This is a genomic window from Bacillus sp. REN10, assembly GCF_016820555.1.
Classification (GTDB): Bacteria; Bacillota; Bacilli; order Bacillales; family Domibacillaceae; genus Bacillus_CE.
In genome coordinates this window covers 456,869-482,736 of sequence record NZ_JADHDW010000001.1, presented here as the reverse complement: position 1 = coordinate 482,736, position 25,868 = coordinate 456,869, and the positions used below count along the sequence as shown (strand labels likewise).

Sequence of the window (25,868 nt, the reverse complement as noted above, 5' to 3'; positions counted from 1 at the left end):
TTTACATTGAAAATTTATGATATTACAGCTCCCATTTTTCCCGGTATGCCTGTGTATAAAAACAAGCCGGAAAAACAGCCGGCGATTGAAACAAAAACGAACGGACATGTAACAGAATCTCGCATTTCAATGGATGTACATACAGGTACTCATGTCGATGCTCCCCTTCATATGATGAATGAAGGCGACACGATTGAAACGATCACGATCGAACAGCTCGTCCGTCCTTGCAAAGTGCTTGATGTGACGCATGCAATGAAAAAAATTACAAAAGCAGATCTTAAAGCAATGTCCATTGAAAAAGACGACTTTATTTTATTAAAAACGAAAAATTCATTTGATACAGAATTCAATTTCGACTTTATTTATGTGGCTGAAGATGCTGCCGAATATTTAGCAAACATCGGTATTGCCGGTGTAGGCATTGATTCACTCGGCATTGAACGGGCGCAAGAAGGCCACCCAACTCATCGTACGTTAATGGGACAAGGTGTGATTATTATCGAAGGTTTAGCGCTGAAAGAGGTAGAAGCCGGAAGCTATTTTATGATGGCAGCTCCGCTTAAAATTTCTGGAACAGATGCTTCACCGGCTCGGGTTCTTCTAATAGACAACTTCACTGTATAGTAAAAAAACAAGCGGGTGAGGCACCCGCTTGTTTTTATTTCATCCATTCTGTGTGGAAAATACCTTCTTTATCAACGCGTTCATATGTATGGGCACCGAAATAGTCGCGCTGTGCTTGAATTAAATTAGCTGGCAAGGAAGCCGTACGATAACTATCATAGTACGACAAAGCAGCTGATAAGGTCGGCACTGGAATTCCGGCCTTCACCGCTGTAGCTAACACATCGCGAAGTGCTTCCTGATAATTCTCGACAATGTTTTTGAAATACGGATCAAGCAGTAAATTCGTTAATCCTGGCTCACAGTCATACGCTTCTTTAATTTTTTGTAAAAATTGAGCGCGAATAATACAGCCTCCGCGGAAGATCATCGCAATGTCTCCATAACGAAGGTCCCAGCCATATTCTTCAGATGCCGCTTTCATTTGAGCAAACCCTTGGGCATAAGAGCAGATTTTGCTCATATACAGCGCTTTGCGCACCGCTTCAATAAATTCCTCGCGGTTACCGGCAAATTCCTTCTGCTCTGGACCTTTTAATAATTGACTTGCCTGTACGCGCTCTTCTTTTAACGAAGAAATAAAACGAGCGAATACAGATTCAGTAATTAACGGAAGCGGAACCCCTAAGTCTAAGGCACTTTGACTCGTCCATTTACCTGTTCCTTTTTGCCCTGCTTTGTCTAAAATGACATCGACGAGCGGCTGCCCTGTTTCTTCGTCTACTTTTGTAAAAATATCGGCTGTAATTTCAATTAAATAACTATCTAGTTCTCCTTTATTCCAATCGGAGAACACTTCGTGAAGCTCCATCGCTGTTAAACCAAGCACATGCTTTAGTAAAAAGTAGGCTTCAGAGATTAACTGCATATCTCCGTACTCAATTCCGTTATGCACCATTTTCACATAGTGACCAGCCCCATCAGGACCGATATAAGTACAACATGCTTCACCATTCACTTTAGCAGAAATATCCTTAAAAATCGGCGAAACAAGTTCATACGCCTCTTTTTGTCCGCCCGGCATAATCGATGGTCCAGTAAGCGCTCCTTCTTCTCCGCCGGAAACACCTGTTCCAATAAAATGGATACCGCTGTTGCTTAATTCTTTATTGCGGCGTTGTGTATCTTTAAAAAACGTATTTCCGCCATCAATTAAAATATCGCCAGGCGCTAAAAATGGCTTTAGTTGCTCAATCGTTGCATCGGTTGCTTCTCCCGCTTTTACCATTAACAAAATTTTTCGCGGTGTCTCTAACGACTGAATAAATTCTTCCACACTATATGTACCAATAATATTTTTCCCTTTACTTTGAAGAAGCATTTCATCCGTTTTTTCTCGTGAACGGTTAAAGACCGAAACAGAGTATCCTCGACTTTCAATATTCCAAGCAAGATTCTTGCCCATTACTGCTAACCCAATCACACCAATTTGTTGCGGCATGATTTCACATCCTCTCTAAGCTATAAACTTTACTTTTATATTATAACAATCTCTGCTTGTCAAAACAGCCTTTGAAAGTACTTTTTATTGCATTTTGTTGCAATAAGCCTGTAAAAAAATTAATTTTTTGTTTACAAAGTTTTCGCAATATTGTAAACTGTCGTTATACCAAACCATCTAGTTTTATATTTTAAAACTTAGCAACAAATCATCTATCCAATATTAAGGTAACTGTTAAGTCTACTCGCTTTTCCAGCCAGATCAGCTTCAGTAGACAAGAAGCCAGTTTATTTCATACCCCAGTTTTTGCTGTCGGCGGAAATAGGCTGGTTTTTTTATTGCTTGAAAGGAGTGAGGAAGTAACCGGCAATTGAATAACCTACTAAGTCCTCGACCACAGAGCCGGCTTTTATCACCTGTTTGTTATACATATGAACAAAATAGAAAGTTAACGGCCTAACGAAGACGTAATATTCTTAATCTAAAAAATAATTTGGAATGATAGCGGTTCCATCTGAAATATTGGAGGTCATAATGGAAAAACAACAAGACTTTAATAAAGTATTATCGCGTGTTGACGTGTTAGTTTTAGCATTTGGTGCGATGATCGGTTGGGGATGGGTGGTCCTTTCTGGTGATTGGATCTTAAAAGCAGGTTCCCTCGGTTCAATTATCGCCTTTTTACTTGGCGGAATACTGGTCATTTTCGTCGGTTTAACTTACGCTGAACTGACAACGGTCTTTCCGAAAACCGGTGGCGCCTATTACTTCGTCAAAGAAACCCTCGGTGTCAAGGCAGCGTTTATTGTTTCTTGGGCTTTGCTATTAGGTTATATTACTGTAGTTGCCTTTGAAGCAGTAGCGCTTCCAACGGTTATTGAATATATTTTCCCTGATTATAAAACAGGTTATTTATGGACATTAGCTGATTATGAAGTATATGCTTCATGGGCAGCGATTGGGATGGTTGGCTCAATTATTGTAACGATTATTAACTGGAAAGGTGTTAAGCAAGCTGCCTTTCTTCAAATCGTATTAACATCATTATTAACAGTTATTGGATTAATGCTGGTTTTTGGTTCAATTTTCGGTGGCGGAGAAGTCAAGAATATGGAACCGCTGTTTGTTGGCGGTATGGGCGGAATGATGGCAGTTATGATCATGACTCCATTCTTATTCGTTGGATTTGATGTCATCCCTCAAGTAGCGGAAGAAATGAATATTCCAATGAAAGCAATCGGAAAAATTCTTCTTCTATCTGTAAGCTTCGCTGTTTTATGGTATGTGTTAATTATTTTTGGGGTCTCATTAAGTCTAGTACCAGAAGAATTGGCAAACAGCTCTTTAGCTACAGCAGATGCGATGGCTGCTGCTTTTGGTTCTCCTATGTTCTCTAAAATTTTAATTCTTGGTGGGATTGCTGGTATTTTAACAAGCTGGAATGCCTTTATCATTGGCGGTAGCCGCATTATGTATGCAATGGCTCAAGATGGTGTATTACCAGCTTGGTTTGGCAAAATGCATCCTAAATATAAAACGCCAGCTAACGCGATTTTATTCATTGGTACATTATCTACACTTAGTCCTTTATTAGGTCGTCCTGCACTTGTTTGGTTTGTAGATGCAGGCGGTTTAGCAATCGTAATCGCTTACTTTATGGTATCATGGGCATTCCTTGTGTTGCGTAAAAATCAACCGAATCTTGAAAGACCATTCCGTGCAGGAAAAAGCCCTTTCATCGGCTGGATGTCTTTCGTTCTAACATTTGGCTTTATCATTTTATACATGCCTGGTATGCCTTCGGCGTTAATTTGGCCGTATGAGTGGCTCATTACGATCGGCTGGTGGATTGCTGGATTCTTCTTCGCCATGAAGATGTCTTCACGTTCATCTAGCGCATCTATGACTGGTAGCAGTCAAGTTAAAAAAGTTAAATAAATACAAAAAACAGCATCTGCTCAGTAGATGCTGTTTTTTTATTTAACGAATTTTACACTTTCGATTCTTTTTAAAGAAATGAATGGGGACAATGCACTCTTTCACCCCATCCAAATACAAAAAATTAATTCTCCGAAACGACGGCTACGATCGCAACAGCCATTTCAGTTAGCTTTACTAGCTCTTCGATCGGCATTCTTTCACTCGTTGTGTGAATTTCTTCATAGCCGACAGCCAAGTTAACAGTTGGTATACCGAAACCAGCAATCACATTGGCGTCGCTTCCGCCTCCACTCGTTAACAGCTGACTAGGACGTCCAATACGAGCAGCAGCTTGTTTCGCTACCTCTACGACATGATCCCCTTCTCCATACTTAAAGCCTGGGTACATCACTTCTACCTCTACTTTTGCCTGTCCATTCATTTGTTCCGCCGTTGTTTCAAAGGCCTCCCTCATTTTTGCTACTTGCGCTTTCATTTTCTCTGAAACAAGGGAACGCGCCTCTGCTAAAATATGTACATAGTCACATACAATATTCGTAGCACGTCCGCCTTCAAAGCGACCAATATTGGCTGTCGTTTCCTCGTCAATTCGACCAAGCGGCATATTAGCAATTGCTTTTGCAGCGATGGTAATCGCTGATACTCCTTTTTCAGGTGCGACTCCAGCATGCGCTGTCTTTCCATAAATCTCTGCCGTAATCTTCGCTTGTGTCGGCGCGGCTACAATGATATTCCCTACTTGACCATCACTATCTAACGCATAACCAAATTTGGCTTTTACTAAAGATCGATCCAATGCTTTCGCTCCGACAAGACCTGATTCTTCTCCTACAGTAATGATAAACTGAATCATCCCGTGGTCATAGCTTTGTTCCTTCAACACTCTCACTAATTCTAGCATCGCCGCTAGACCCGCTTTATCATCCGCACCAAGAATCGTCGTTCCATCCGTCACAACGTACCCATCTTTAATACTCGGTTTTACACCAACACCAGGAACGACCGTATCCATATGAGAAGTAAAATAAATAGGATCAATGCCCTCTTTCGTCGCCTCAAGTGTACAAATTAAATTGCCTGCTCCATGTCCTGTTTCAGCCGTTGTATCATCTTCATATACATGAACACCGAGCTCTTCAAATTTCTTCGTTAATACTTTGGCAATAGTTGCTTCATTTTTTGTTTCTGAATCAATTTGAACAAGTTCAAGAAATTCATTTAATAAACGCTCTTGATTAATCATTCGTCAATTCCCTCCAATAAAGTGAAACTTCAATCAGTGGGGGTTTTCTTCATCCCCCCACTGATTGTTAGTTGAACCAATCGGGCGTTTACGGGCTGTTGACCCTCCACCTACACGCCTTTCAGCTATGTTGAGGTGGGGGTCTTACATCCTGTTAATGCGGGATAAAAACGGTTCTATTTTCAAGTATACTCCTGTATCAGAATGAAGCCAAATAATTCATCCGGTGCCCATAAGAACACCGGATGAATGGTCATTATAAAGGAATATTTCCGTGCTTTTTCTGCGGTCTTGTTTCCTTTTTGGTCCGCATCATTTCTAATCCTTGAATTAATTTGATTCTTGTTTCTCGCGGATCGATGACATCATCCACCATCCCGCGTGCTGCGGCTACATATGGATTGGCAAACTTCTCGCGATACTCCTCGATCTTATTGGCTCTCGTTTCTTCTGGGTTCTCACTGTTGGCAATTTCTTTCGCAAAAATAATATTCGCTGCCCCTTGAGGTCCCATCACGGCAATTTCTGCATTTGGCCATGAATAAACAAGATCGGCTCCGATCGATTTACTGTTCAGCGCTACATAAGCTCCCCCGTATGCTTTACGCAAAATCACAGTAATTTTCGGCACAGTCGCCTCGGAATACGCGTATAAAATTTTCGCTCCATGACGAATGATTCCGCCTAACTCTTGCTTCACTCCTGGGAAGAAGCCAGACACATCTTCAAATGTAATAATCGGAATATTAAAGGAATCACAGAAACGGATAAAGCGAGCCGCTTTGTCAGAAGAGTCGATATCTAAGCCGCCAGCCATAAACTTCGGCTGATTACAAACAAGACCAACGACTTCTCCTTTAATACGAGCAAAGCCAATGACAATATTTTTAGCAAACTCTTTTTGAACTTCCATAAAGGAACCTCGATCGACGACATGTTCTAATACTTTTCGCACATCGTACGGGCGCAATCCATCAAATGGAACTACATCTGTAATATCCTTTCGGTAATCATCCTCTTCAGCAAACTCAGTAATGGCCGGCTTTTCCTCATTATTTTGTGGAAGATAGCTTAATAAAGCACGAACCATTTCCAGCACTTCTTCTTCAGAGCTCCCACGGAAATGAGCATTTCCGCTAATTGTATTATGTACTTTTGACCCGCCAAGATCTTCGGAGGAAATTTTCTCCCCTGTTACGGTTTCAATAACTTTAGGACCAGTAATAAACATTTGACTCGTTTTATCTACCATAAACACAAAGTCCGTAATCGCCGGAGAATAAACCGCTCCCCCAGCACAAGGTCCCATAATCACAGAAATTTGCGGGATCACCCCTGAATAAATGGCGTTTCGATAAAAGATATGACCATAGCCGTCAAGAGATACGACTCCCTCTTGAATACGTGCACCGCCCGAATCATTCAAACCCACAAATGGCGCACCGTTTTTCGCAGCTAAGTCCATCACATTGGCAATTTTCTTCGCATGCATTTCGCCGAGAGCTCCACCAAATACAGTAAAATCTTGAGAAAATAAATAAATCGGACGACCGTGTACTTTTCCGTAGCCCGTTACGACACCATCGCCAGGTCCTTTCACACCGTCTAATCCAAAATCCGTGCAGCGATGTTCAATAAATGGATTGATTTCAACAAATGAACCTTTATCTACTAACAGCTCAATACGCTCTCTCGCTGTCAATTTCCCTTTCTCATGCTGCTTTTCAATCCGAGCATCTCCACCGCCAAGCTCTACTTCACGACGTCTATCATACAGTTCATTGATGCTTGTGAAAATATCTTGAGTTGTCATAATCCCGTTATTCCCCTTTCGTTCGGCTTTTGTCACAAAGTTCAAATAATACGCCATATGTGGATTTAGGATGCATAAACGCTACCTGTGCTCCTCCTGCTCCCGGCTTCGACGTTTCGTTAATCATTTGAATGCCGCGCTCTTTCACTTCGCGAATTCTTTCTTCTATTTCAGTGACGCCAAATGCAACATGATGAATGCCTTGTCCGCGCTTTTCGATGAACTTAGCAATTGGACTGTCTTCACTCGTCGGCTCAAGCAATTCAAGCTTTACATTTCCTGCATCAATAAAAGCAACTTTCACTTTCTCGGAATCCACCACTTCAATTTTTTCAATCGTTAACCCCAGCTGCTCTGTATAAAAAGGTAAAGTTTCAGCTAATGATCGGACCGCAATCCCGATATGATTGACATTATTAATCATCCTCTATCCCCCTGTTCAGAAAGAATCTATAACATTTTAAATATTCGCCATAGTTCGCTAAATTCCTTCTTACTCATCAAGATGATCTAAAATAAAGTGCAGCTTGATCGGGTGGGATGAATCAACTTGTGATTTCTAGGAAAAACAGCTATCATGAAGAGGAAAATGTATAGTGTAAAAGGGGAGAACGTTCTTTCTATGGGAAATAAAAAAATACAAAAAACAGTCGTTTATTTGATGTTAATCACAATGTTAGTTTCTACTTTATTCGTTGGTTTATCCATGTTCATGTAAAAAGACTGTCCTCTACATAGCTCGAACCTGAACGATTTATTCAGGCTCGAGCTATTTTTGAACGGACAGCCTTTTTCCTTTTTTTTAGCCCTTTAAAGGAGCTTTTAATTAATAAATATTGTTCCATTTCTTGCACGAATTGAAACAGCGCCGCTCTCGTTTCAAATTCTTTTCTCGTGGTCGGCAGTTCCATTTGCTCAAATTCCGCTTTCATTTTTTGCAGCTTTTGCAAAGAAAGCTGCACGGTATTTCCTGGATGAATATTCGTGCTTAAATCCTCCATAAAGTCCGCAATAATATGCGCTTGTTGCACTTCATGAGAAAGAGACGTCACAATCCATAAAATATGCTCAATTTTTTCAAACTGCTTTTCTCTCATACTAAAATAACTATAAAATAATTTCTCTTCTCTTAAAAAATGGTTTTCGATATCTTGATAAGCGAGCATTTTCCCTTCCTTTAATAATTCTGCTGTCTCTGTAATTTCTTTCCCGTCCCACATATGGTCATTGTCGCGCAAATAGAGCGTAATATGGTGAAAAATTTGATAAAAATTATTTTCAATTTCCTCTTGTAAACGATATAATTTTTCTTCTAAGCTCGGCATATATAAATTCATCAATAAGGCGATCCCCATTCCGACGGAGATAATTCCAAACTCATTGACTATAATGTCCTTTGTCATTTCGCCAGCTGAAAAAATATGCAGAATAATGACACTGCTTGTTACGATCCCTTCTTTTAAACCGAGAGCAACGGTTGTTGGAATAAAGAATAATAACAATAAACCGATCATCAGCGGATGATAAGTAACTCCTTCAAAAAACGCCGCGCAAAAAAGAATGGCAATGGTACAAGCAATAAACCGGCTCCAAGCGGCTTGTAAGGATTTTTTTTTCGTATTTTGAATACATAAAATCGCAATAATACCTGCAGAAACAAAGTTTTCAAGCCCGATCCACTGAGAAATCATAATCGCTAACGAAGTACCGATCGCTGTCTTAATGGTACGATATCCGATTTTAAACATAATGCACTCCTACAGATTGATAATGAAAAAAGAGGCTCCCCTTTTTCATCCTCTCCTGATATAGCATCAACTATTGATTGCAGCAGATACTTATCTAATCAGGAACAGTGACATCATTAGGGTCAACCTCTTTCATAAAAAATTATACTTCCTCGCAATATTGATCAAATGCTTCTTGCAGCTTTTGAACGACTGACATCGGATCATGGCCTTCGATTTCATGACGTTCAACCATTGTGCAAATCTTGCCATCCTTTAATAAAGCAAACGATGGAGAAGATGGCGGATAACCTTCAAAATAGCTACGGGCTTTCGCTGTCGCTTCCTTATCTTGACCAGCAAATACCGTCACTAATTGATCGGGACGCTTATCATAGTGAATCGCATGAGCTGCCGCCGGACGAGCAATCCCGCCTGCACAGCCACAAACAGAGTTAATCATCACAAGCGTCGTTCCCGGTTTGGCAAATGTGGCTTCTACCTCTTCTACTGTTTGAAGCTGTGTATATCCTGCCGCCGTAATTTCTTCACGAGCTTGACGAACGACATCATTCATTAAAAAATTAAAATCGATATTCATTGACTCTTCTCCTTTTTCCTTCATAGTGTACTACTATGATAAGCTAATTGACGATTGTTTTCAAATACTACAAGTTGATTTTTCTATAGTTAATTTAAACGAGCCAGGTTATTCTCTATATAATAGCTCAAAAAGAGTGGAAAACAAGGAAACAAAAAAGAATGTTGTTAAACTGGCAATTTTAGATGACTACCAGTTTAACAACATTCGTTAGCATAGTGAAATTTGTCAATAGCTAAAATGATTAAAAAAAAATGATTTGTCAAGTATTAGTTACTCCATATTAGGGTACACATGAGCAAATAAATCCTTGACGGCTTGTGAAGGAGTTACTTCCCCCTCCATCGCTTTGATCTCCATTTCTTTTATATGCTCTTTCACATAAGGATGCTGATAGAAGCTTGTTTTGAGCTGCTCCAAAATTAACGTATGCATCCATTCTTTCGTCTGGCTACTTCGACGTTCGGCAAACACACCGCTTTCTTTCGTCGCTTTTTCAAACGCTTGAATCATTTCCCAAATCTCAACAATCCCTCGATGTTCGATCGATGAGCAAGTGTAAGCCTTTGATTGCCAGCCTTTTGTCGACGGCTGCAGCATATGAAGAATTTGATTAAACTCTCGCTGCGTCTTTTTTGCCAAAAGCTCATTTTCTCCATCCGCTTTATTGACAATAATGGCATCAACCAGCTCCATAATTCCTTTTTTCATGCCTTGAAGCTCATCACCGGCTCCTGTTAAGGCAAGTAAGAGAAAAATATCCACCATGCCGCGAACAAGAAATTCACTTTGTCCCACTCCGACCGTCTCCACTAAAATAACTTCAAATCCAGCCGCTTCACAAAGAAGCATGGTCTCACGTGTTTTGCGATGCACACCGCCGAGTGTTCCGCTAGATGGAGAAGGTCTAATAAAAGCATTAGGGTGCTTAGAGAGTAATTCCATCCGAGTTTTATCACCAAGGATGCTCCCTCCGCTAATGGAGGAGCTCGGATCAATGGCTAGTACCGCTGTTTTCAACCCGCGGTCACATAACATGTTGCCGAATGCTTCAATAAAGGTGCTTTTCCCCGCTCCTGGTACACCGGTAATACCGATGCGAATCGACTTTCCTGTTTGCGGCAACAGTCGTTGTAATAGCTCTTGCCCAAACTGATAATGTTCGTTGGCGTTGCTCTCAATGAAAGTAATTGCTTTCGCTAAATCCTTTCTTGCTCCTGAGAGAACCCCCGCAACGAGCTCATCGATGTTCGGCAAGCTCTTCACTTTTTTTTGAAATCGTTTCTTTTTTGACGAAGCGAAACCGTCATGCGAGGAAGCAATGCCTTTCATGACATGGAGAGCGGAATCTCCGCTATCTTTGAGCTTCGGATCTTGTTTCTCATCCATTATTCCGTCACTTCCTCATAACCGAGGCTCTTATAAATTTCTTCTAAAATCTTTTGAGCAGACACTGGAATCACTGTTCCTGGTCCAAAAATGGCAGCTGCTCCATTGGCGCGCAAGAAGTCATAATCTTGAGCCGGAATGACTCCGCCAATGAACACGATAATATCTTCACGTCCAAGCTTTTTCAATTCAGCAATTAACGCTGGAAGCAATGTTTTATGACCGGCGGCTAACGAACTAACCCCAATGGCATGAACGTCATTTTCTACTGCTTGTAAAGCAGTCTCTTCTGGTGTTTGGAACAATGGACCGATATCGACGTCAAACCCTAAATCCGCATAGGCAGTCGCAACAACTTTTGCTCCGCGGTCATGTCCATCTTGCCCCATTTTTGCGATCAAAATCCGCGGTCTACGTCCTTCCTGCTCATTAAATTCCTCTGTCATCCGCTTTACTTCTTCGATTTGTTCTTCATCTGAGAAATTAGAACTGTACACGCCACTCACTGATCGGATCACCGCCTTATGTCTACCGCTAATGATTTCAATAGCATCAGAAATTTCCCCTAGCGTTGCTCTTGCTCTTGCTGCTTCTACAGCTAAAGCTAGCAAATTCCCTTTTCCTGTTTTAGCTGCCTCCGTAATCGCTTGAAGGGCAACGGCTACTTTCGTTTCATCACGTGTTTCTTTCATCTTTTGAATTCGTTCAATTTGTTTTAAGCGAACGGCTGTGTTATCAATATCTAAAATATCAATTGGATCTTCTTGCTCTAGACGATAACGATTCACGCCGATAATCGTTTCCGTTCCAGAGTCAATTTGAGCTTGCCGTTTGGCAGACGCTTCTTCAATTCTCATTTTCGGAAGTCCTGTCTCAATCGCTTTCGTCATCCCGCCGAGTTCTTCAATTTCTTCAATATGCTTCCATGCCCGTTCCATTAACTCATTCGTCAATGCTTCGACGTAATACGAACCGCCCCATGGATCAATGACTTTCGTAATTCCTGTTTCTTCCTGCAAGTACAGCTGCGTATTACGAGCAATTCGAGCAGAGAAGTCCGTCGGCAAGGCGATCGCCTCATCGAGCGCATTCGTATGAAGAGATTGTGTATGTCCCATAGCGGCCGCATGAGCTTCAATTAACGTTCTCGTCACATTATTAAATGGATCTTGCTCCGTTAAGCTCCAGCCCGATGTTTGCGAGTGAGTTCTTAACGCCATCGATTTGCTGTTTTTCGGGGCGAATGGCTTCATGAGTTGAGCCCAAATGCGACGAGCGGCTCGCATTTTCGCCACTTCCATAAAGTAATTCATCCCAATCGCCCAGAAGAAAGATAAGCGTGGCGCAAAAGAATCGATATCAATTCCCGCTTTTAAGCCCGTGCGAACATATTCAAGGCCATCGGCTAATGTATAAGCGAGCTCAATATCTGCCGGTGCTCCCGCTTCTTGCATATGATAGCCAGAAATACTAATGCTATTAAACTTTGGCATATGCTTAGACGTGTATTCAAAAATATCAGCAATGATCCGCATGGATGCTTCTGGAGGATAAATATACGTATTACGCACCATATACTCTTTTAAAATATCATTCTGGATCGTTCCAGATAATTTTTCTTGAGAGACGCCTTGCTCCTCGGCTGTGACGATATAAAAAGCCATAATTGGCAACACCGCTCCATTCATTGTCATGGAGACAGACATTTGATCAAGCGGTATACCGGAAAATAAAATTTTCATATCCTCAACAGAATCGATGGCTACGCCCGCTTTTCCAACATCTCCAACCACTCGCGGGTGATCGGAATCATATCCGCGGTGCGTCGGCAAATCAAAGGCAACAGATAGCCCCTTTTGCCCCATCGCTAAATTACGTCGATAAAAAGCGTTACTTTCTTCTGCTGTTGAGAACCCAGCATATTGGCGAACCGTCCAAGGGCGATTGACATACATGGTCGGATAAGGTCCTCTCGTATAAGGAACAACACCTGGCATATCGTCCGTATGCGAAAGTTCTTTCGTATCTTCCTCTGTATAAAGAGGCTGAAGAGAAATAAACTCATTCGTTTCAAAAGAAAGCTCTTCAAACGATTGCTTTACTTCTTTTTCTAATGACTGTTTCCATTCCTCTAGCGAATATTCTTTCTCTCCAGCAAATGGATCGACGGTCTTAAAATCAGGTTTACTCATGAGGGTGTTCTCCTTCCCATAGCGTTAACAAAGATGAAAGCTTATCCAATAAATTTTGTCCAGCAAATACACATCCATCCAGTCCGGCTGCCAGCCATTCCGTGTTCTCCTCTTCTGACAGCTTGCCAGCCACATCTACTTGAATCGCTGCTCCGGTTTGTTTCAGCTCAGCCACTAAGCTTGGACCAAATTCCCTATAGATCTCATCTTTTCCGCAAATACAATAATAAGGAAATTGAGTTTCTTTTACGTAACGTAATACCTCTTCCATCGAATGACACTCGTCGCTCAATTGAACAGAGATGCCACCAGTAGAAAGCACACCTGTTACATAATCTGCCCGCGGTTTAAAATCTTTCAGTTTGCCTAAACAAATCAAACCTGCTTGAATCACCTTTCCACTCGCTTGGATCCCGGCTGCCCGTTCTCTTAATTGTTCAAAAGGTTCTGCTAACCGTTGAGCTTTCACCGGTATCACTTGCTCTCCACGATCTCTCACATGAAGCTCAGCCAACGTTTTAGTAGCTACTACTTGGCCAAGCAATTCCTCATAAGAAGAAATTTCTCGATCCGCTAACAACACTTCCATTGCTGCGGGGCCACTTGACAACGTTTCATTTAAATCAGCGTAAATATTTGTTCCGATCAGCGATTTTTTACGCATAGCTAAATCACTAATCCGCTGTTCTAACAGCTGCGCTAGTTCCTTTTGAAGTGTTCCTTCCTTCAGCACCGCTAACACGCCACCGCATTCTTCTATATCCATAAACTTTTGCCAGGCGGCTTGAGCTAGTTCGCTCGTTAAAGATTCGACGAAATAAGAACCACCGGCTGGGTCCACTACTTTTGTTAAATGAGATTCACTTTGCAGAATCAACGGAATGTTTTTAGCGACGCGTTCAGCTAAAACAGATGGCGCACCATTGAACTGGTCAAAAGGTGTAACTTGTAAATATTCAACTCCTCCAAGCAAAGCGGCAAACGCTTCAGTGCCTGTGCGCAAAATATTGACATGACGATCTAACTTCGAAAGCGTAAACTCAGACGTTTCTGCACCAATCGTTACTTTCACCGCTTCCCCATCCACTTCATAAGCTTCACATAAAGCCGTCCATAGCTGACGGAAAGCCCGCAGTTTCGCTACTTCCATAAAGAACTGCGATCCAATAGCAAAATGAAAGCTAAACGATTGAATGGCTTCGGCTGGAGTCCATCCTTTTTCTTTTAAAGATTCGAGATAGAATACCGCTTCAGACAATGCTATAGCAATTTCTTGCACTGCATTAGCGCCTGCTTCATGGTAAGGAACTGTGTTGATCACCATCGTTTTCACTTTCGGATAGCGCTGCTTCATTTCTGCGACTGCCTCAAAATGAAAAGCGAGCGCTTGTTCATCCGGAAGTAACCCCTTTGTTGCGAAATGAGATAACAGATCTGTTCCGACCACTCCTTGTAACTCCCCTGCTTCTGCTTTTAAAAGGAAAGCAGAAAATGCTAAAAAATGATCTTTCGTATTTATGTATAATGGATATGAGCTAGATAACAATTCGCAACATTCATAGAAGGTCATTCTCGCTTGTTCCTCGATCGAAAAAGAGAATGCATTTTGTCCCGCCTGCATGGCAGCAAATCGTTTCGCTTGAAGATCACTAGCCGAATGAGCTTTTAATGGAGGCGCTCCTTTTAACGGCTTTTCTTCATACCCACCTTTATAAAACCCACGAGTGTAATCAGGAACACCTGGAAACTGTTTTGTTCCTACCTGTTCTATGTCTGCTTTTACATAGAGCGGTTTTAACGTAATTTCTTCATACGTTTCTGTATACAGTTTAGCTAGCGGCTTCCCTTTTAATGAGGCTTCCGCTGTCTTTTCCCATTCTTCTAAAGACACTTGATCAAAACGTTGAGCTTTCATCTCTTGCATCTTCATCCCTTTTCCCCCTTTGCTTTGTAATCGGTTACAACAGACGGTACAAAAATTCTAAATATTATACCTATTTTTATTTTATATGAAGCATTCTTATCAATCAATGAGGGAAAGAGAAAAAACGGAAATCCATCTTCCTTTTTTAGATGCAAGAGAAAAGGCATTTCGTGAAAAAAATGAGGGAACATGCTATTCTATTAGTACCCTCTATATTTAAAGAGGAAAATGAAATTAGGAGAGAACATGATGAAAAGAATAATCGCATGGTTAGGGGTACTGTTGCTAAGCTTTGGAACGATTGCTCAAGCAGATAGCATCACCGGAGATGTAATTGTTACTCTCGGCGAAAACTTAACACCAGCTCAAAAAGAACAGGTACTACAACAAATGGACGTTCCTGCAGATGTCACAACGATCACTGTATCGAATGCAGAAGAACATAAATATTTAGGAAACTATATTCCGAAAGCACAAATTGGCTCCAAAGCAATCTCATCGAGCAAAATCACGATGAAAGAAAAAGGATACGGCATTAACGTCCAAACGAATAACATTTCATGGGTATCAAAAGAAATGTATATGAACGCCCTATCAACTGCGGGAGTGAAAGACGCCGATGTTTTCGTTACAGCGCCGTTTGAAGTATCCGGAACAGCCGGCTTAACAGGTCTTATTAAAGCATATGAAACATCCACAGGAGAGAAAATTCCAGAAGATCAAAAACAAGTAGCGAATGAAGAAATGGTCACTACAGCAAAACTCGGTGATCAAATCGGACAAGAAAAAGCAACGGAATTAATTCAAGGCATTAAAGAAGAAATCGCGAAACAAAATCCGCAAACGATCCAAGATATTCAAATCATCATTAATAACGTATCAAACGAGCTGAACATTCAACTGACGCAAGATCAAATTGACCAGCTGGCCGCTCTGTTTGACCGAATGAAAGACTTAAACATTAACTGGGATCAAGTGACGAATCAGCTCGACAAAGCGAAAGAAAGATGGAATGAGTTCAAAAACTCAGAAGAAGGGCAAGGCATTTTACAATCCATCATTGATTTCTTTCGATCCATCTTTGACTGGATTGCTGGCCTCTTTAAATAATTAACTGAAAAACTGCTGGGAGCTCCCTGGCAGTTTTTTTGTGATGGACGTAAAAACAGCAAAAAAAATCAAGAATCTTCACTTGCTCTTTAGTATCCTGTAATTGAAGGGAGGTACCTACGATGAATTATCAGCCTGTTTTACAAAAAACTATTGACTACATTGAAAATCATTTACATGAGCCATTGCCGCCAGAAGCAATAGCGGCACATGCCGGCTTCTCTCCATTTCACTTTCATCGCATCTTTCAGAAGGAAATAGGGATGACAACCACAGAGTATATTCGCCGCAGACGTTTAACGAACGCCGCATTAATGCTGCTTTATACTGATGAAACGATTATTCAAATTGCTTATCATTTTCATTTTAGTACGCAAGAATCATTTACAAGAGCTTTCAAAAAAGAGTATCAAATGCCACCGGGACAATATCGCAAAATCATGAGCCCGATTATGCACTCAAACGGAGGGAATCAAATGGACACGCAACAAATGGTAAAAGGATGGTTTTTAAGCGGAAGCCATCCTCACAATTATCAAATGGGAAGAGATCAAAAAGTGATTCATCAAGGGAGCTACTCCGGTTATTTAAAATCTGTAACCGTTCAAGAAGAAGGTGAATTTGCGACAATGATGCAGCAATTTAAGGCAGAGAAATTTATCGGAAAACGAATGAAGCTATCCGCTTTTATTAAGACGGAGCAGGTACAGCCATTTTGCGGAATGTGGATGCGAGTCGATAATACAGCTGGTGATGTTTTGCAATTTGATAATATGTATAATCGGCCAATCCAAAATGATACCAACTGGAACCGCTATTCGATCGTGTTAGACATTCCTGAAGGCAGTTCTACTATTTCTTTCGGTATATTGCTTTCTGGAACAGGTCATGTGTGGGTCGATGGATTCCAGTTTGAAGAAGTTGATCAAAGTGTGCCCGTTACTCATGTAGAAATTTCACGAACTTTATTAGACGAGCCCATCAATTTATCTTTTGAAGAAGAAGTGCTCAATGATGAATAACATTTCCTTATATGCTCGCGTTGTGATTATTAGTACAATGACTGCTTTGCTTATTTTAGGAATCAATATAGGGCTTCAATATGGGGCACATTTATTATTTGAAACAGGCAGACGAACTTTTTTCTCTCAAGGATCACTCATTATTTTTAGCATTGTATTTTTCATTAGTTTCATTTACACAATAAATGAAGAGAAAAATAGAAAGAGACTGACTTAAACAGCCAGTCTCTTTCTGATTAATATACCGATGTTTGCTCAGATATGTTTTCGAGAATTTCTTTCACACGTTTTAAGAAGCGGCCACAAACAAGGCCATCAAGCACGCGATGGTCAAGTGACAAGCAAAGGTTGACCATATCACGAACAGCAATCATTCCATTATCCATGACAACAGGACGCTTCACAATCGACTCGACTTGCAGAATTGCTGCTTGCGGGTAATTAATAATGCCCATCGACTGCACAGAGCCAAATGATCCCGTATTATTAATCGTAAACGTACCGCCTTGCATATCATCCGCTTTTAACGTGCCTGTCCGCACTTTTCCCGCCAACTCATAAATTTCACGACCGATGCCTTTGATCGTTTTTTCATCAGCTTGTTTAATGACAGGAACGAACAACGCATCGTCCGTTGCTACTGCAATCGATAAGTTAATCTCTTTCTTTTGAATGATTTGGTCGCCTGCCCACATCGAGTTGATTTGTGGGAATTCTTTCAGCGCTTGAGCGACGGCTTTGACGAAGAAAGCGAAATAGGTTAAGTTAAAACCTTCTTTTTGTTTAAACTCTTTCTTAATCGAATCGCGATAAGCAACGAGGTTTGTGACATCGACTTCCATCATCGTCCACGCGTGAGGGACTTCCTGCTTGCTGCGTACCATATTAGCAGCAATCGCTTTGCGGACACCATTCACAGGAATGCTGACATCGCCTGGAAGTGGAGTAATGCTTGGCTTAGCTGGCTTTGGAGCCGCTTTTTCTTCATACACAGGTGCTTGATTTGGCGCTTGCTGCTCAAGAGTTGCACTTACAGACGATTCATTCGCCTGTGGAATGACGCCGGACTCGACGACCTGCAAAATATCCTTGCGCGTAATTCGGCCACCTTTTCCAGACCCCTTTACTTGCGTTAAGTCAATGCCATGCTCTTGAGATAACTTCAACACAGCCGGAGAATAACGTGCTTTATTTTCAGTTCCAGTTGTTGTTTGTTCAACAGGTGACTCTGCCTGTTGTTGTTTCGGCGCTTCTGCTTCTGTACTGACACCAGCCCCTTGCACATCCATTAAACAAATGACTTCTCCTACTGCTAGCGTATCTCCTTCCGCAGCCGTTAGTTCTTTAATCACACCGGTAAAAGAAGACGGCACCTCCGCATTGACTTTATCGGTCATTACTTCAGCAATTGGATCGTATTTATTGACGTGATCCCCTACACTCACAAGCCATTTACTAATTGTTCCTTCTGTCACACTTTCTCCAAGTTGAGGCATCGTTACCTTTTCTACACCCACACAAACTCCTCCTTCCTCTATGATTAAAACTCTGCTAGTTCTCTCATTGCTTTTTCTACTTTATCCGGGTTCACCATAAAGTATTTTTCCATCGTTGGCGCGTACGGCATTGCTGGTACATCCGGACCTGCTAATCGCTTAATCGGGGCATCAAGGTCAAACAAGCAATGTTCGGCAATGATCGCCGATACTTCACTCATCACACTGCCTTCTTTGTTATCTTCTGTTAACAGCAGTACTTTCCCCGTTTTGCTCGCCGCTTCAATGATCGCTTCTTTATCTAATGGATAAACGGTGCGTAAATCCAGAATCTCAGCTTCGATCCCGTCTTTCGAGAGCTTTTCGGCCGCTTGCATCGCAAAATGGACACATAAACCGTACGTGATCACCGTTAAGTCATCCCCCTTGCGCTTAATGTCCGCTTTCCCAATTGGCAGTACGTAATCATCCGCAGGGACTTCCCCTTTAATTAAACGATACGCTCGTTTATGTTCAAAGAATAAGACAGGATCTTCATCACGAATCGCTGCTTTTAATAACCCTTTTACATCATAAGGTGTTGAAGGCATCACAATTTTTAAACCTGGTTGATTGGCAAAAACCGCTTCTACGGATTGTGAATGATACAATGCCCCATGAACACCACCACCATAAGGCGCACGAATGACCATAGGACAGCTCCAATCATTATTGGAACGATAGCGAATGCGAGCCGCTTCCGAAATAATTTGGTTCACAGCTGGCATAATAAAGTCAGCAAACTGCATTTCCGCAATTGGGCGCATTCCATACATCGCTGCTCCAATTCCGACTCCAGCAATCGCTGATTCAGCAAGCGGCGTATCAATGACGCGCTCCTCACCAAATTGCTCATATAATCCTTGTGTCGCTTTAAATACGCCACCTTTTTTCCCAACATCTTCCCCTAAAACAAATACTTTAGGGTCCCGTTCCATTTCCTCGCGAATCGCCATAGTTACCGCATCAATATAAGAAATTACTGGCATTAGTTACTCCCCCCTTATTACTTTTGTGCGTAGACAAACGAAAGTGCATCTTCCGGATTTGGATAAGGTGCATTTTCAGCATAGTCTGTTGCTTCATTTACTTGAATCATGACGCGATCATTAATTTCTTTTTCAAGTTCATCATTCATGACGCCCGTTTCTTTTAAATACGCGCCAAACGTAATAATCGGATCGTTTGTTTTCGCTTTTTGCACTTCATCCGGTGAACGGTAGCTACGATCATCATCATCAGAAGAGTGCGGAGTTAAGCGGTAGGAAATCGTTTCAATCAATGTCGGTCCTTCACCGCGACGTCCACGTTCAGCAGCTTCTTTCACATATTTATACACTTCAATCGGATCATTTCCATCAATTGTGAATCCCGGCATTCCATAGCCAATCGCCCGGTCCGATACATTCTCACAAGCTAACTGTTTCTCTACTGGAACGGAGATTGCATATTTATTGTTTTCACACATGAAAATAACCGGAAGCTTATGAACGCCCGCAAAGTTAGCTCCTTCATGAAAATCTCCCTGATTCGATGAGCCTTCTCCAAATGTTACAAACGTCACTAAATCTTTTTTCTCCATTTTCCCCGCTAAAGCAATTCCAACGGCATGAGGAACTTGTGTGGTTACCGGAGAAGATCCTGTCACGATATGGTTCTTCTTCTGACCAAAGTGTCCAGGCATTTGTCGGCCGCCAGAGTTAGGATCTTCCGCTTTGGCAAAACCAGAAAGCATAATTTCAGTCGCTGTCATACCAAATGTCAACACGACACCTAAGTCGCGGTAGTAAGGAAGAACATAGTCCTTCTCTTGATCGAGAGCAAACGCCGCTCCTACTTGCGCTGCCTCCTGTCCTTGGCAAGAAATAACAAACGGAATTTTCCCTGAGCGGTTTAACAACCACATCCGTTCGTCTAAACGACGGGCAAGCAACATCACTTCGTACATTTCTAGTACCTTTTCATCACTTAATCCTAATGCTGCGTGACGATTTTCAGCCATCTTTATTCCTCCTCAAATCGCGTATTTTAAGAATGAATCGCTTTGCCATCCACGGCTAGCGCTGCTTCACCAATTGCTTCACTTAATGTCGGGTGCGGATGAATCGTATGAGCCACTTCCCACGAAGCCGCATCAAGCACACGAGCCAGTCCTGCTTCTGAGATCATATCGGTCACATGAGGACCAATCATATGAACGCCAAGCAAATCATCGGTTTTTTTGTCAGCTACTATTTTCACAAAGCCATCACTTTCTCCGTAAACGAGTGCTTTTCCAATTGCTCGGAAAGAGAATTTACCTGTTTTCACGTCATAGCCTTTATCTTTTGCTTCTTGTTCAGTTAAACCGACACTCGCTGCTTCTGGACTGGAATAAATACATTTTGAAACAGTTGTATAATCGATCGGATCCGCTTCTTCATCCGCTAAATGCTCAACGGCTGTCAGTCCTTCATGAGAAGCAACATGTGCCAACTGAAGGCCACCGATCACATCACCAATCGCGTAAATATGCGATTCCTTCGTTTGGTAAAATTCATTTACAGAAATAAATCCTTTCTCCACAACGATATCTGTGTTTTCAAGACCGATTCCTTCTACATTTGCTTGTCGACCAACTGAAACGAGCAGCTTTTGCGCTGTAAATGAATGCGTCTCACCCTTTACTTCCGCTTGAATCGTGACTTCCCCCTCGTGCTTCTCCATTGTTTCCACCAACACTTTAGCATTCGTCACAATCTCAATGCCTCGTTTTTTCAATAGCCTTTCCATTTCCTTAGAAATGTCTTCATCCTCCGTTGGAATGATGCGCTCAGCATATTCTAACACCGTCACTTTTGCCCCGAAATCAGCTAGCATAGAGGCCCATTCAATTCCGATCACGCCTCCGCCAACGATAATAATGGATTCGGGTACTTCCTGTAGTTCAAGCGCTTCGTCAGAGGAAAGAATGTACTCACCGTCAAACTCTAGACCAGGCAATGTCCTCGGGCGCGATCCTGTTGCGATAATCACATTTTTAGGAATGAGCATTTCATTTTCACTTCCATCATTCATCTCAACCGAAACCGTCCCTGGAAGCGGAGAAAATATCGATGGGCCTAATATGCGTCCGATTCCCTCAAATACATCAATCTTTCCTTTTTTCATTAACCCAATGACTCCATTGTGAAGACCATTTACAATGCTTTGTTTTCGTTCCTGCACCTTTTTAAAATTTAATGATACATCTCCTGTAGAGACACCAAATTCTTCACTTTTTTGAACGGTTTTAAATACTTCTGCGCTTCGAAGCAGGGCTTTACTTGGAATACAGCCTTTATGTAAGCAAGTACCTCCTAGTTTTCCCTTTTCTACAATGGCGGTTTTTAAGCCGAGCTGTGACGCTCGAATCGCCGCTACATAACCGCCTGTACCTCCACCAAGAATGACTACATCATATTCTTCAGCCATTGATTCTCCTCCTTTACTCTTCCTTTTTCATTGATGACCTTTTGATTAATGATTGTTGAGCAAGCGAAAGCAACAATCGATCACCGCCATAAGCGACTTGTTCAGGATTCCTTTGTCTTGACGCATCTATGTGAACAAAGAAAACAGGAATATGCAGCCGTTCAGCAATGGCATCTGCGATTTTCATACCGACAAATAGATCTTGCTTCGTTATCTTGTTTGCGGCACTTGGTGCACAAATTGCCTTTAGCTTCGAGATATTCATGCCCTCTTCATCAAGAGAAGCTAACAGTCTTTCTGAATAAGCAGTGATAAATGAGGCAGATGGCGGCTCTTTTTCTAAAGGCAGAGTTCGTTCAAATACAGCTGTTTCATGATCAAATATTCCTGTATTCACCGAATACTTATCCACATAGATGGCCAACATTCGGTATGGTTTCATCTGCACGGCCGCACCTCCATTCATCTGGAATAACTGATCAATTCCTTAACGTCTAGATAAAGTATGGTGACCATTTAATAAAAACTGACTGCGAGATCCGCGCATCTTAGCAATTCTTTCTTCTGCCATACGATCGGCTGCTTTATATGTCGGAATGCCGTCACGCTTAGAAATTTCAATTGTTTTTTCAATACTGTTGTATATTTGCTCCACTTTTCTCATTGCCCGATCACGATTATATCCGTGAAGTTCATCGGCTACATTGATCACTCCGCCCGCATTAATGACGTAGTCCGGTGCATAAATGATGCCGCGCTCATGCAATTCCTCGCCATGGCGATCCTCTTTTAATTGGTTATTGGCGGAGCCTGCGATCACTTTTACTTTCAATTGCGGAATCGTGTCTGAATTGATGATCGCTCCAAGGGCACATGGTGCAAAAATGTCCGCTTCCACGCCATAAATCTCGGCTGGATTCACGGCTTGAGCACCAAAATCATCTACTGCCCGCTTAACGGATTCTTTATTAATATCTGTAACAATCAGCTTGGCCCCTGCTTCATGAAGATGACGGCAAAGGTGATAAGACACATTTCCTACGCCTTGAACAGACACCGTTAATCCTTCTAATGAATCTGTGCCGAATGCCTCTTTCGCTGCTGCTTTCATTCCGACAAAACAGCCATAAGCAGTGACAGGTGATGGATTTCCTGACGATCCAAAGGCTGGTGAAATTCCTGTGACATAGTCGGTTTCTTCATGAATTAAATCCATATCCTCCACCGTTGTTCCCACATCTTCAGCCGTAATATAGCGGCCATTTAAACCTTGAATGTAGCGACCAAACGCCCGGAACATTTCTTCGTTCTTATCTTTTCGAGGATCACCGATAATCACCGTTTTTCCTCCACCGAGATTAAGTCCGGCTGCCGCATTTTTATATGTCATTCCTTTAGCTAAACGCAAGGCATCTTCAATGGCTGCTTCTTCTGATTCATATGTCCACATTCTCGTTCCGCCGAGCGCAGGGCCAAGCGTTGTATCATGGATCGCGATGATCGCTTTTAATCCAGATGTCTTATCTTGACAAAAGACAAGTTGCTCATAATCATATGTTTCCATATATTTAAAAATTTCCATTGTAAATCCCCCTTATTTAAGCATAGATAATTTTAACTTCTTCATCTATCTTAATGCAATTATCATGCCAAGCGTTTTCTTTATGAAAACGCTTTAATTCCCAAATGAAACTGTGCAAAAAAATGCAATGTATGCATCTTTTTGCATGCATTTTAATTCAAGTTATATTTTTCTAACTTATAATACAGACTACGAACAGACACACCCAGCTTTTTCGCTGTGGCCGTCTTATTTCCGTTATTTTGTTCAAGAGCAGCCCGGATTACGTTTTGTTCATAGTGATCCATCAGTTCTTGAAGAGTTTCACCGTCTTCCTTTTGATCCATCTCCTTTCGTTGATGAAGCATTTCATCAGGCTGGCCTTCAATGACATGCAACGTATCTGCATCAATCATTGTTTCTGTGTACGTCGAAAAAATCATCGCCCGACCTAAAATATTCTCTAACTCGCGGACATTGCCAGGCCAATGATAATTCATTAATTTCTTTAGAGCAGCTGAAGTCAACCCCTTTACATTCCGACCATAATCTTGGTTTAATTTAATAATTAAACGCTCACATAATAAAGGGATATCCGCTTTTCGATTTCGAAGGGGAGGAATATGGATTGGCATTCGATTTAAACGATAATACAAATCCTCACGAAAACGACCATCGACCATCGCTTTTTCTAAATGAACATTAGTCGCTGAAATGATGCGAACGTTAATCGGAATCGATTTCGTTCCACCTACACGAACAACTTCCTGCTCCTGTAGTACCCGTAACAGTTTTGCCTGAGTGTTGGCACTTAATTCACCAATTTCATCAAGAAAAATACTGCCATTATTCGCTTCTTCAAAAAGTCCGATCTTTCCCCCGCGCCTTGCTCCCGAAAAGGCTCCTTCTTCATATCCAAATAGTTCACTTTCTAGCAATGATTCCGAAAGCGCGGCACAATTGACCCGAATAAATTTATTATAGCGCCGGTCACTGGCATTATGAATCGCATGAGCAAACAACTCTTTTCCCGTTCCGGATTCTCCTCTTAACAACACAGTTGCTGGCGTGCTCGCTCCTACTTTTGCTTGTTCAATCGCTATTTTCATTTCTTCAGATTTCCCGACAATGTCTTCAAATGTATACTTCGCTTCTAATGTTCGAATAATTTGTCTTGCTCTATTCAATTGTTTCGTTAATGACTGTATTTCTGTTAAATCATGAATAACACCTACACTGCCCTTTAATTGACCATCTACAATAATAGGCGCCACATTGACAACCACTTCTCTTTTTTTAGAACCGACATTCATTTTCACCCCTCGCACTGGTTGCTTCGTTTTCAACACTTGGAGATGAACGCTTTCCCCTTCAGATATGTCCGTTGTCGCTGGTTTGCCAATTACCTCTTCTTTACTTAATCCCGTCAATCTTGTATAAGCAGGATTAATTAACAGCCCTCTCCCTTGTTCATCCACAACTGAAATGGCGTCATCACTCGAATAAATAATCGCCTCAAGCATCGTTTGTACTTCTTTTAAATTCGTTACTTCCGCAGCTAAGTTCATCACTTCAGTAATATCCTTAAACACCGAAAAAGCACCAATTACTTCCCCTTCATGAGTAATCATCGGAATGCGCGAAGTAATGATCTTTAAACCTGTGAACAGCTGATGCTCTTGATTAATTTCTGCTTTCTTTTCTTTCATCACTTCCGGCAATCGGCTCGTTGGAATCACCTTTCTAATATGCTGACCAATCGCTTGATTTTTTTCGATTCCGATAATTCTTTCTGCGCTTTTATTGTATAAAATCACTTTTTCAGATTGATCGACAACAATCATTCCTTCATCAATGGATTCAAAAATAAGATCATATTGCATCTTTCCATCCCCGCTTTCTTCCCCCTGCAGATTTTTGCATACTTCTATTGTAATCGTAGAAACTCTTGCTTGACAAATTTACCTAGTAAGATATGATTTTTTGTGAGGAACAATTAAAGGAGCATACAAATGGTTCGGTTTATCGCATTATTAATATTAGTCATCCCTGGCTTCTTAGCGGGATTGGGCATTAAATTAATGAGAGATATGCTGTTTGGCATCTCACATCCCTTTTTTCCTTTTTTGTGGATGCAGTTTATCGCCGGTTTACTCTTATTTATTGGGGGACTAGGGTTTATCGCGGGCTTTATTCTTCGTCGTGATCGGAAAAACAATAAAGTCCAAGACCGTTTCAAAAAGTAGTGAAAACATGATGGATAACCACATCAAAAAGGCTGTTTTATAC

Annotated in this window: 23 protein-coding genes; 7 read left to right on the top strand and 16 right to left on the bottom strand. The window is 41.5% G+C overall.

Annotation, left to right across the window (positions count from 1 at the left end):
* The first annotated feature begins 6 nt into the window (after window positions 1-6).
* Window positions 7-627: a cyclase family protein gene (locus tag IRB43_RS02430; RefSeq protein ID WP_203361823.1), complete on the top strand. Its 621-nt coding sequence runs from the start codon at window positions 7-9 to the stop codon at window positions 625-627.
* A 34-nt stretch (window positions 628-661) separates the two neighbouring features.
* Here IRB43_RS02430 and gndA read toward each other — a convergent pair whose 3' ends face one another.
* On the bottom strand, window positions 662-2,071 hold the full coding sequence (gene gndA / locus IRB43_RS02425; protein ID WP_203361997.1) for an NADP-dependent phosphogluconate dehydrogenase: 1,410 nt from the start codon (window positions 2,069-2,071) through the stop codon (window positions 662-664).
* A gap of 531 nt (window positions 2,072-2,602) precedes the next feature.
* Here gndA and IRB43_RS02420 point away from each other — a divergent pair.
* Window positions 2,603-4,006: an APC family permease gene (locus IRB43_RS02420; protein WP_203361822.1), complete on the top strand. Its 1,404-nt coding sequence runs from the start codon at window positions 2,603-2,605 to the stop codon at window positions 4,004-4,006.
* Window positions 4,007-4,130: 124 nt separating this feature from the next.
* Here IRB43_RS02420 and IRB43_RS02415 read toward each other — a convergent pair whose 3' ends face one another.
* The 3 genes from IRB43_RS02415 to mce all read right to left on the bottom strand — a co-directional run bounded on the left by IRB43_RS02415 (window position 4,131) and on the right by mce (window position 7,486).
* Window positions 4,131-5,252, bottom strand: a complete 1,122-nt coding sequence (locus IRB43_RS02415) for a M20/M25/M40 family metallo-hydrolase (protein ID WP_203361821.1) — start codon at window positions 5,250-5,252, stop codon at window positions 4,131-4,133.
* Window positions 5,253-5,508: 256 nt separating this feature from the next.
* A complete protein-coding gene (locus IRB43_RS02410; protein WP_203361820.1) occupies window positions 5,509-7,065 on the bottom strand; it encodes an acyl-CoA carboxylase subunit beta in 1,557 nt (518 codons plus the stop codon).
* A 7-nt stretch (window positions 7,066-7,072) separates the two neighbouring features.
* A complete protein-coding gene (gene mce, locus IRB43_RS02405) occupies window positions 7,073-7,486 on the bottom strand; it encodes a methylmalonyl-CoA epimerase (RefSeq protein ID WP_203361996.1) in 414 nt (137 codons plus the stop codon).
* Between the two features lie 156 nt (window positions 7,487-7,642).
* On the opposite strand from mce, the gene prli42 reads away from it, so the two are divergent.
* On the top strand, window positions 7,643-7,783 hold the full coding sequence (gene prli42 / locus IRB43_RS02400; RefSeq protein WP_343070774.1) for a stressosome-associated protein Prli42: 141 nt from the start codon (window positions 7,643-7,645) through the stop codon (window positions 7,781-7,783).
* A 40-nt stretch (window positions 7,784-7,823) separates the two neighbouring features.
* Here the strand turns inward: prli42 and IRB43_RS02395 are convergent, their stop codons facing one another.
* The 5 genes from IRB43_RS02395 to IRB43_RS02375 form a co-directional block, all read right to left on the bottom strand.
* The gene (locus IRB43_RS02395) at window positions 7,824-8,813 is read right to left on the bottom strand and encodes an aromatic acid exporter family protein (RefSeq protein ID WP_203361819.1); all 990 of its coding nucleotides are present in this window, start codon (window positions 8,811-8,813) and stop codon (window positions 7,824-7,826) included.
* Window positions 8,814-8,955: 142 nt separating this feature from the next.
* Window positions 8,956-9,393, bottom strand: coding sequence for a BrxA/BrxB family bacilliredoxin (locus IRB43_RS02390; RefSeq protein WP_203361818.1), 438 nt, complete (start codon window positions 9,391-9,393; stop codon window positions 8,956-8,958).
* Window positions 9,394-9,666: 273 nt separating this feature from the next.
* A complete protein-coding gene (meaB, locus tag IRB43_RS02385) occupies window positions 9,667-10,782 on the bottom strand; it encodes a methylmalonyl Co-A mutase-associated GTPase MeaB (protein WP_203361817.1) in 1,116 nt (371 codons plus the stop codon).
* A complete protein-coding gene (gene scpA / locus IRB43_RS02380) occupies window positions 10,782-12,974 on the bottom strand; it encodes a methylmalonyl-CoA mutase (protein ID WP_203361816.1) in 2,193 nt (730 codons plus the stop codon). Before scpA ends, meaB begins: the two co-directional genes overlap by 1 nt.
* Entirely contained in the window at window positions 12,967-14,904 is a 1,938-nt protein-coding gene (locus IRB43_RS02375) for a methylmalonyl-CoA mutase family protein (RefSeq protein ID WP_203361815.1), read from the bottom strand. Before IRB43_RS02375 ends, scpA begins: the two co-directional genes overlap by 8 nt.
* 243 nt (window positions 14,905-15,147) lie before the next feature.
* Here IRB43_RS02375 and IRB43_RS02370 point away from each other — a divergent pair, with 243 nt between their 5' ends.
* From IRB43_RS02370 to IRB43_RS02360, 3 genes are all read left to right on the top strand, one after another.
* The gene (locus IRB43_RS02370) at window positions 15,148-16,008 is read left to right on the top strand and encodes a DUF1002 domain-containing protein (RefSeq protein ID WP_203361814.1); all 861 of its coding nucleotides are present in this window, start codon (window positions 15,148-15,150) and stop codon (window positions 16,006-16,008) included.
* A 122-nt stretch (window positions 16,009-16,130) separates the two neighbouring features.
* A complete protein-coding gene (locus IRB43_RS02365) occupies window positions 16,131-17,030 on the top strand; it encodes a helix-turn-helix domain-containing protein (protein WP_203361813.1) in 900 nt (299 codons plus the stop codon).
* The gene (locus tag IRB43_RS02360) at window positions 17,020-17,247 is read left to right on the top strand and encodes a hypothetical protein (RefSeq protein ID WP_203361812.1); all 228 of its coding nucleotides are present in this window, start codon (window positions 17,020-17,022) and stop codon (window positions 17,245-17,247) included. Before IRB43_RS02365 ends, IRB43_RS02360 begins: the two co-directional genes overlap by 11 nt.
* A gap of 19 nt (window positions 17,248-17,266) precedes the next feature.
* Here the strand turns inward: IRB43_RS02360 and IRB43_RS02355 are convergent, their stop codons facing one another.
* From IRB43_RS02355 to IRB43_RS02325, 7 genes are all read right to left on the bottom strand, one after another.
* A complete protein-coding gene (locus tag IRB43_RS02355; RefSeq protein WP_238941783.1) occupies window positions 17,267-18,526 on the bottom strand; it encodes a dihydrolipoamide acetyltransferase family protein in 1,260 nt (419 codons plus the stop codon).
* Between the two features lie 44 nt (window positions 18,527-18,570).
* On the bottom strand, window positions 18,571-19,554 hold the full coding sequence (locus IRB43_RS02350) for an alpha-ketoacid dehydrogenase subunit beta (RefSeq protein WP_203361810.1): 984 nt from the start codon (window positions 19,552-19,554) through the stop codon (window positions 18,571-18,573).
* 17 nt (window positions 19,555-19,571) lie between these two features.
* Window positions 19,572-20,567 (bottom strand): thiamine pyrophosphate-dependent dehydrogenase E1 component subunit alpha, encoded by a 996-nt coding sequence (locus IRB43_RS02345; protein ID WP_203361809.1) that lies wholly within the window; start codon window positions 20,565-20,567, stop codon window positions 19,572-19,574.
* Between the two features lie 26 nt (window positions 20,568-20,593).
* Window positions 20,594-22,018 carry a dihydrolipoyl dehydrogenase gene (gene lpdA, locus IRB43_RS02340; RefSeq protein ID WP_203361808.1) on the bottom strand — a complete coding sequence of 475 codons (1,425 nt, stop codon included), beginning with the start codon at window positions 22,016-22,018 and terminating at the stop codon, window positions 20,594-20,596.
* A gap of 13 nt (window positions 22,019-22,031) precedes the next feature.
* Entirely contained in the window at window positions 22,032-22,466 is a 435-nt protein-coding gene (locus tag IRB43_RS02335) for an acetate and sugar kinases/Hsc70/actin family protein (protein WP_203361807.1), read from the bottom strand.
* Between the two features lie 39 nt (window positions 22,467-22,505).
* Window positions 22,506-23,600 carry a Leu/Phe/Val dehydrogenase gene (bcd, locus tag IRB43_RS02330; protein ID WP_203361806.1) on the bottom strand — a complete coding sequence of 365 codons (1,095 nt, stop codon included), beginning with the start codon at window positions 23,598-23,600 and terminating at the stop codon, window positions 22,506-22,508.
* Window positions 23,601-23,752: 152 nt separating this feature from the next.
* Window positions 23,753-25,462 carry a sigma-54 interaction domain-containing protein gene (locus tag IRB43_RS02325; protein WP_203361805.1) on the bottom strand — a complete coding sequence of 570 codons (1,710 nt, stop codon included), beginning with the start codon at window positions 25,460-25,462 and terminating at the stop codon, window positions 23,753-23,755.
* A gap of 129 nt (window positions 25,463-25,591) precedes the next feature.
* On the opposite strand from IRB43_RS02325, the gene IRB43_RS02320 reads away from it, so the two are divergent.
* Window positions 25,592-25,825 carry a DUF2627 domain-containing protein gene (locus tag IRB43_RS02320; protein ID WP_203361804.1) on the top strand — a complete coding sequence of 78 codons (234 nt, stop codon included), beginning with the start codon at window positions 25,592-25,594 and terminating at the stop codon, window positions 25,823-25,825.
* Window positions 25,826-25,868: the final 43 nt, after the last annotated feature.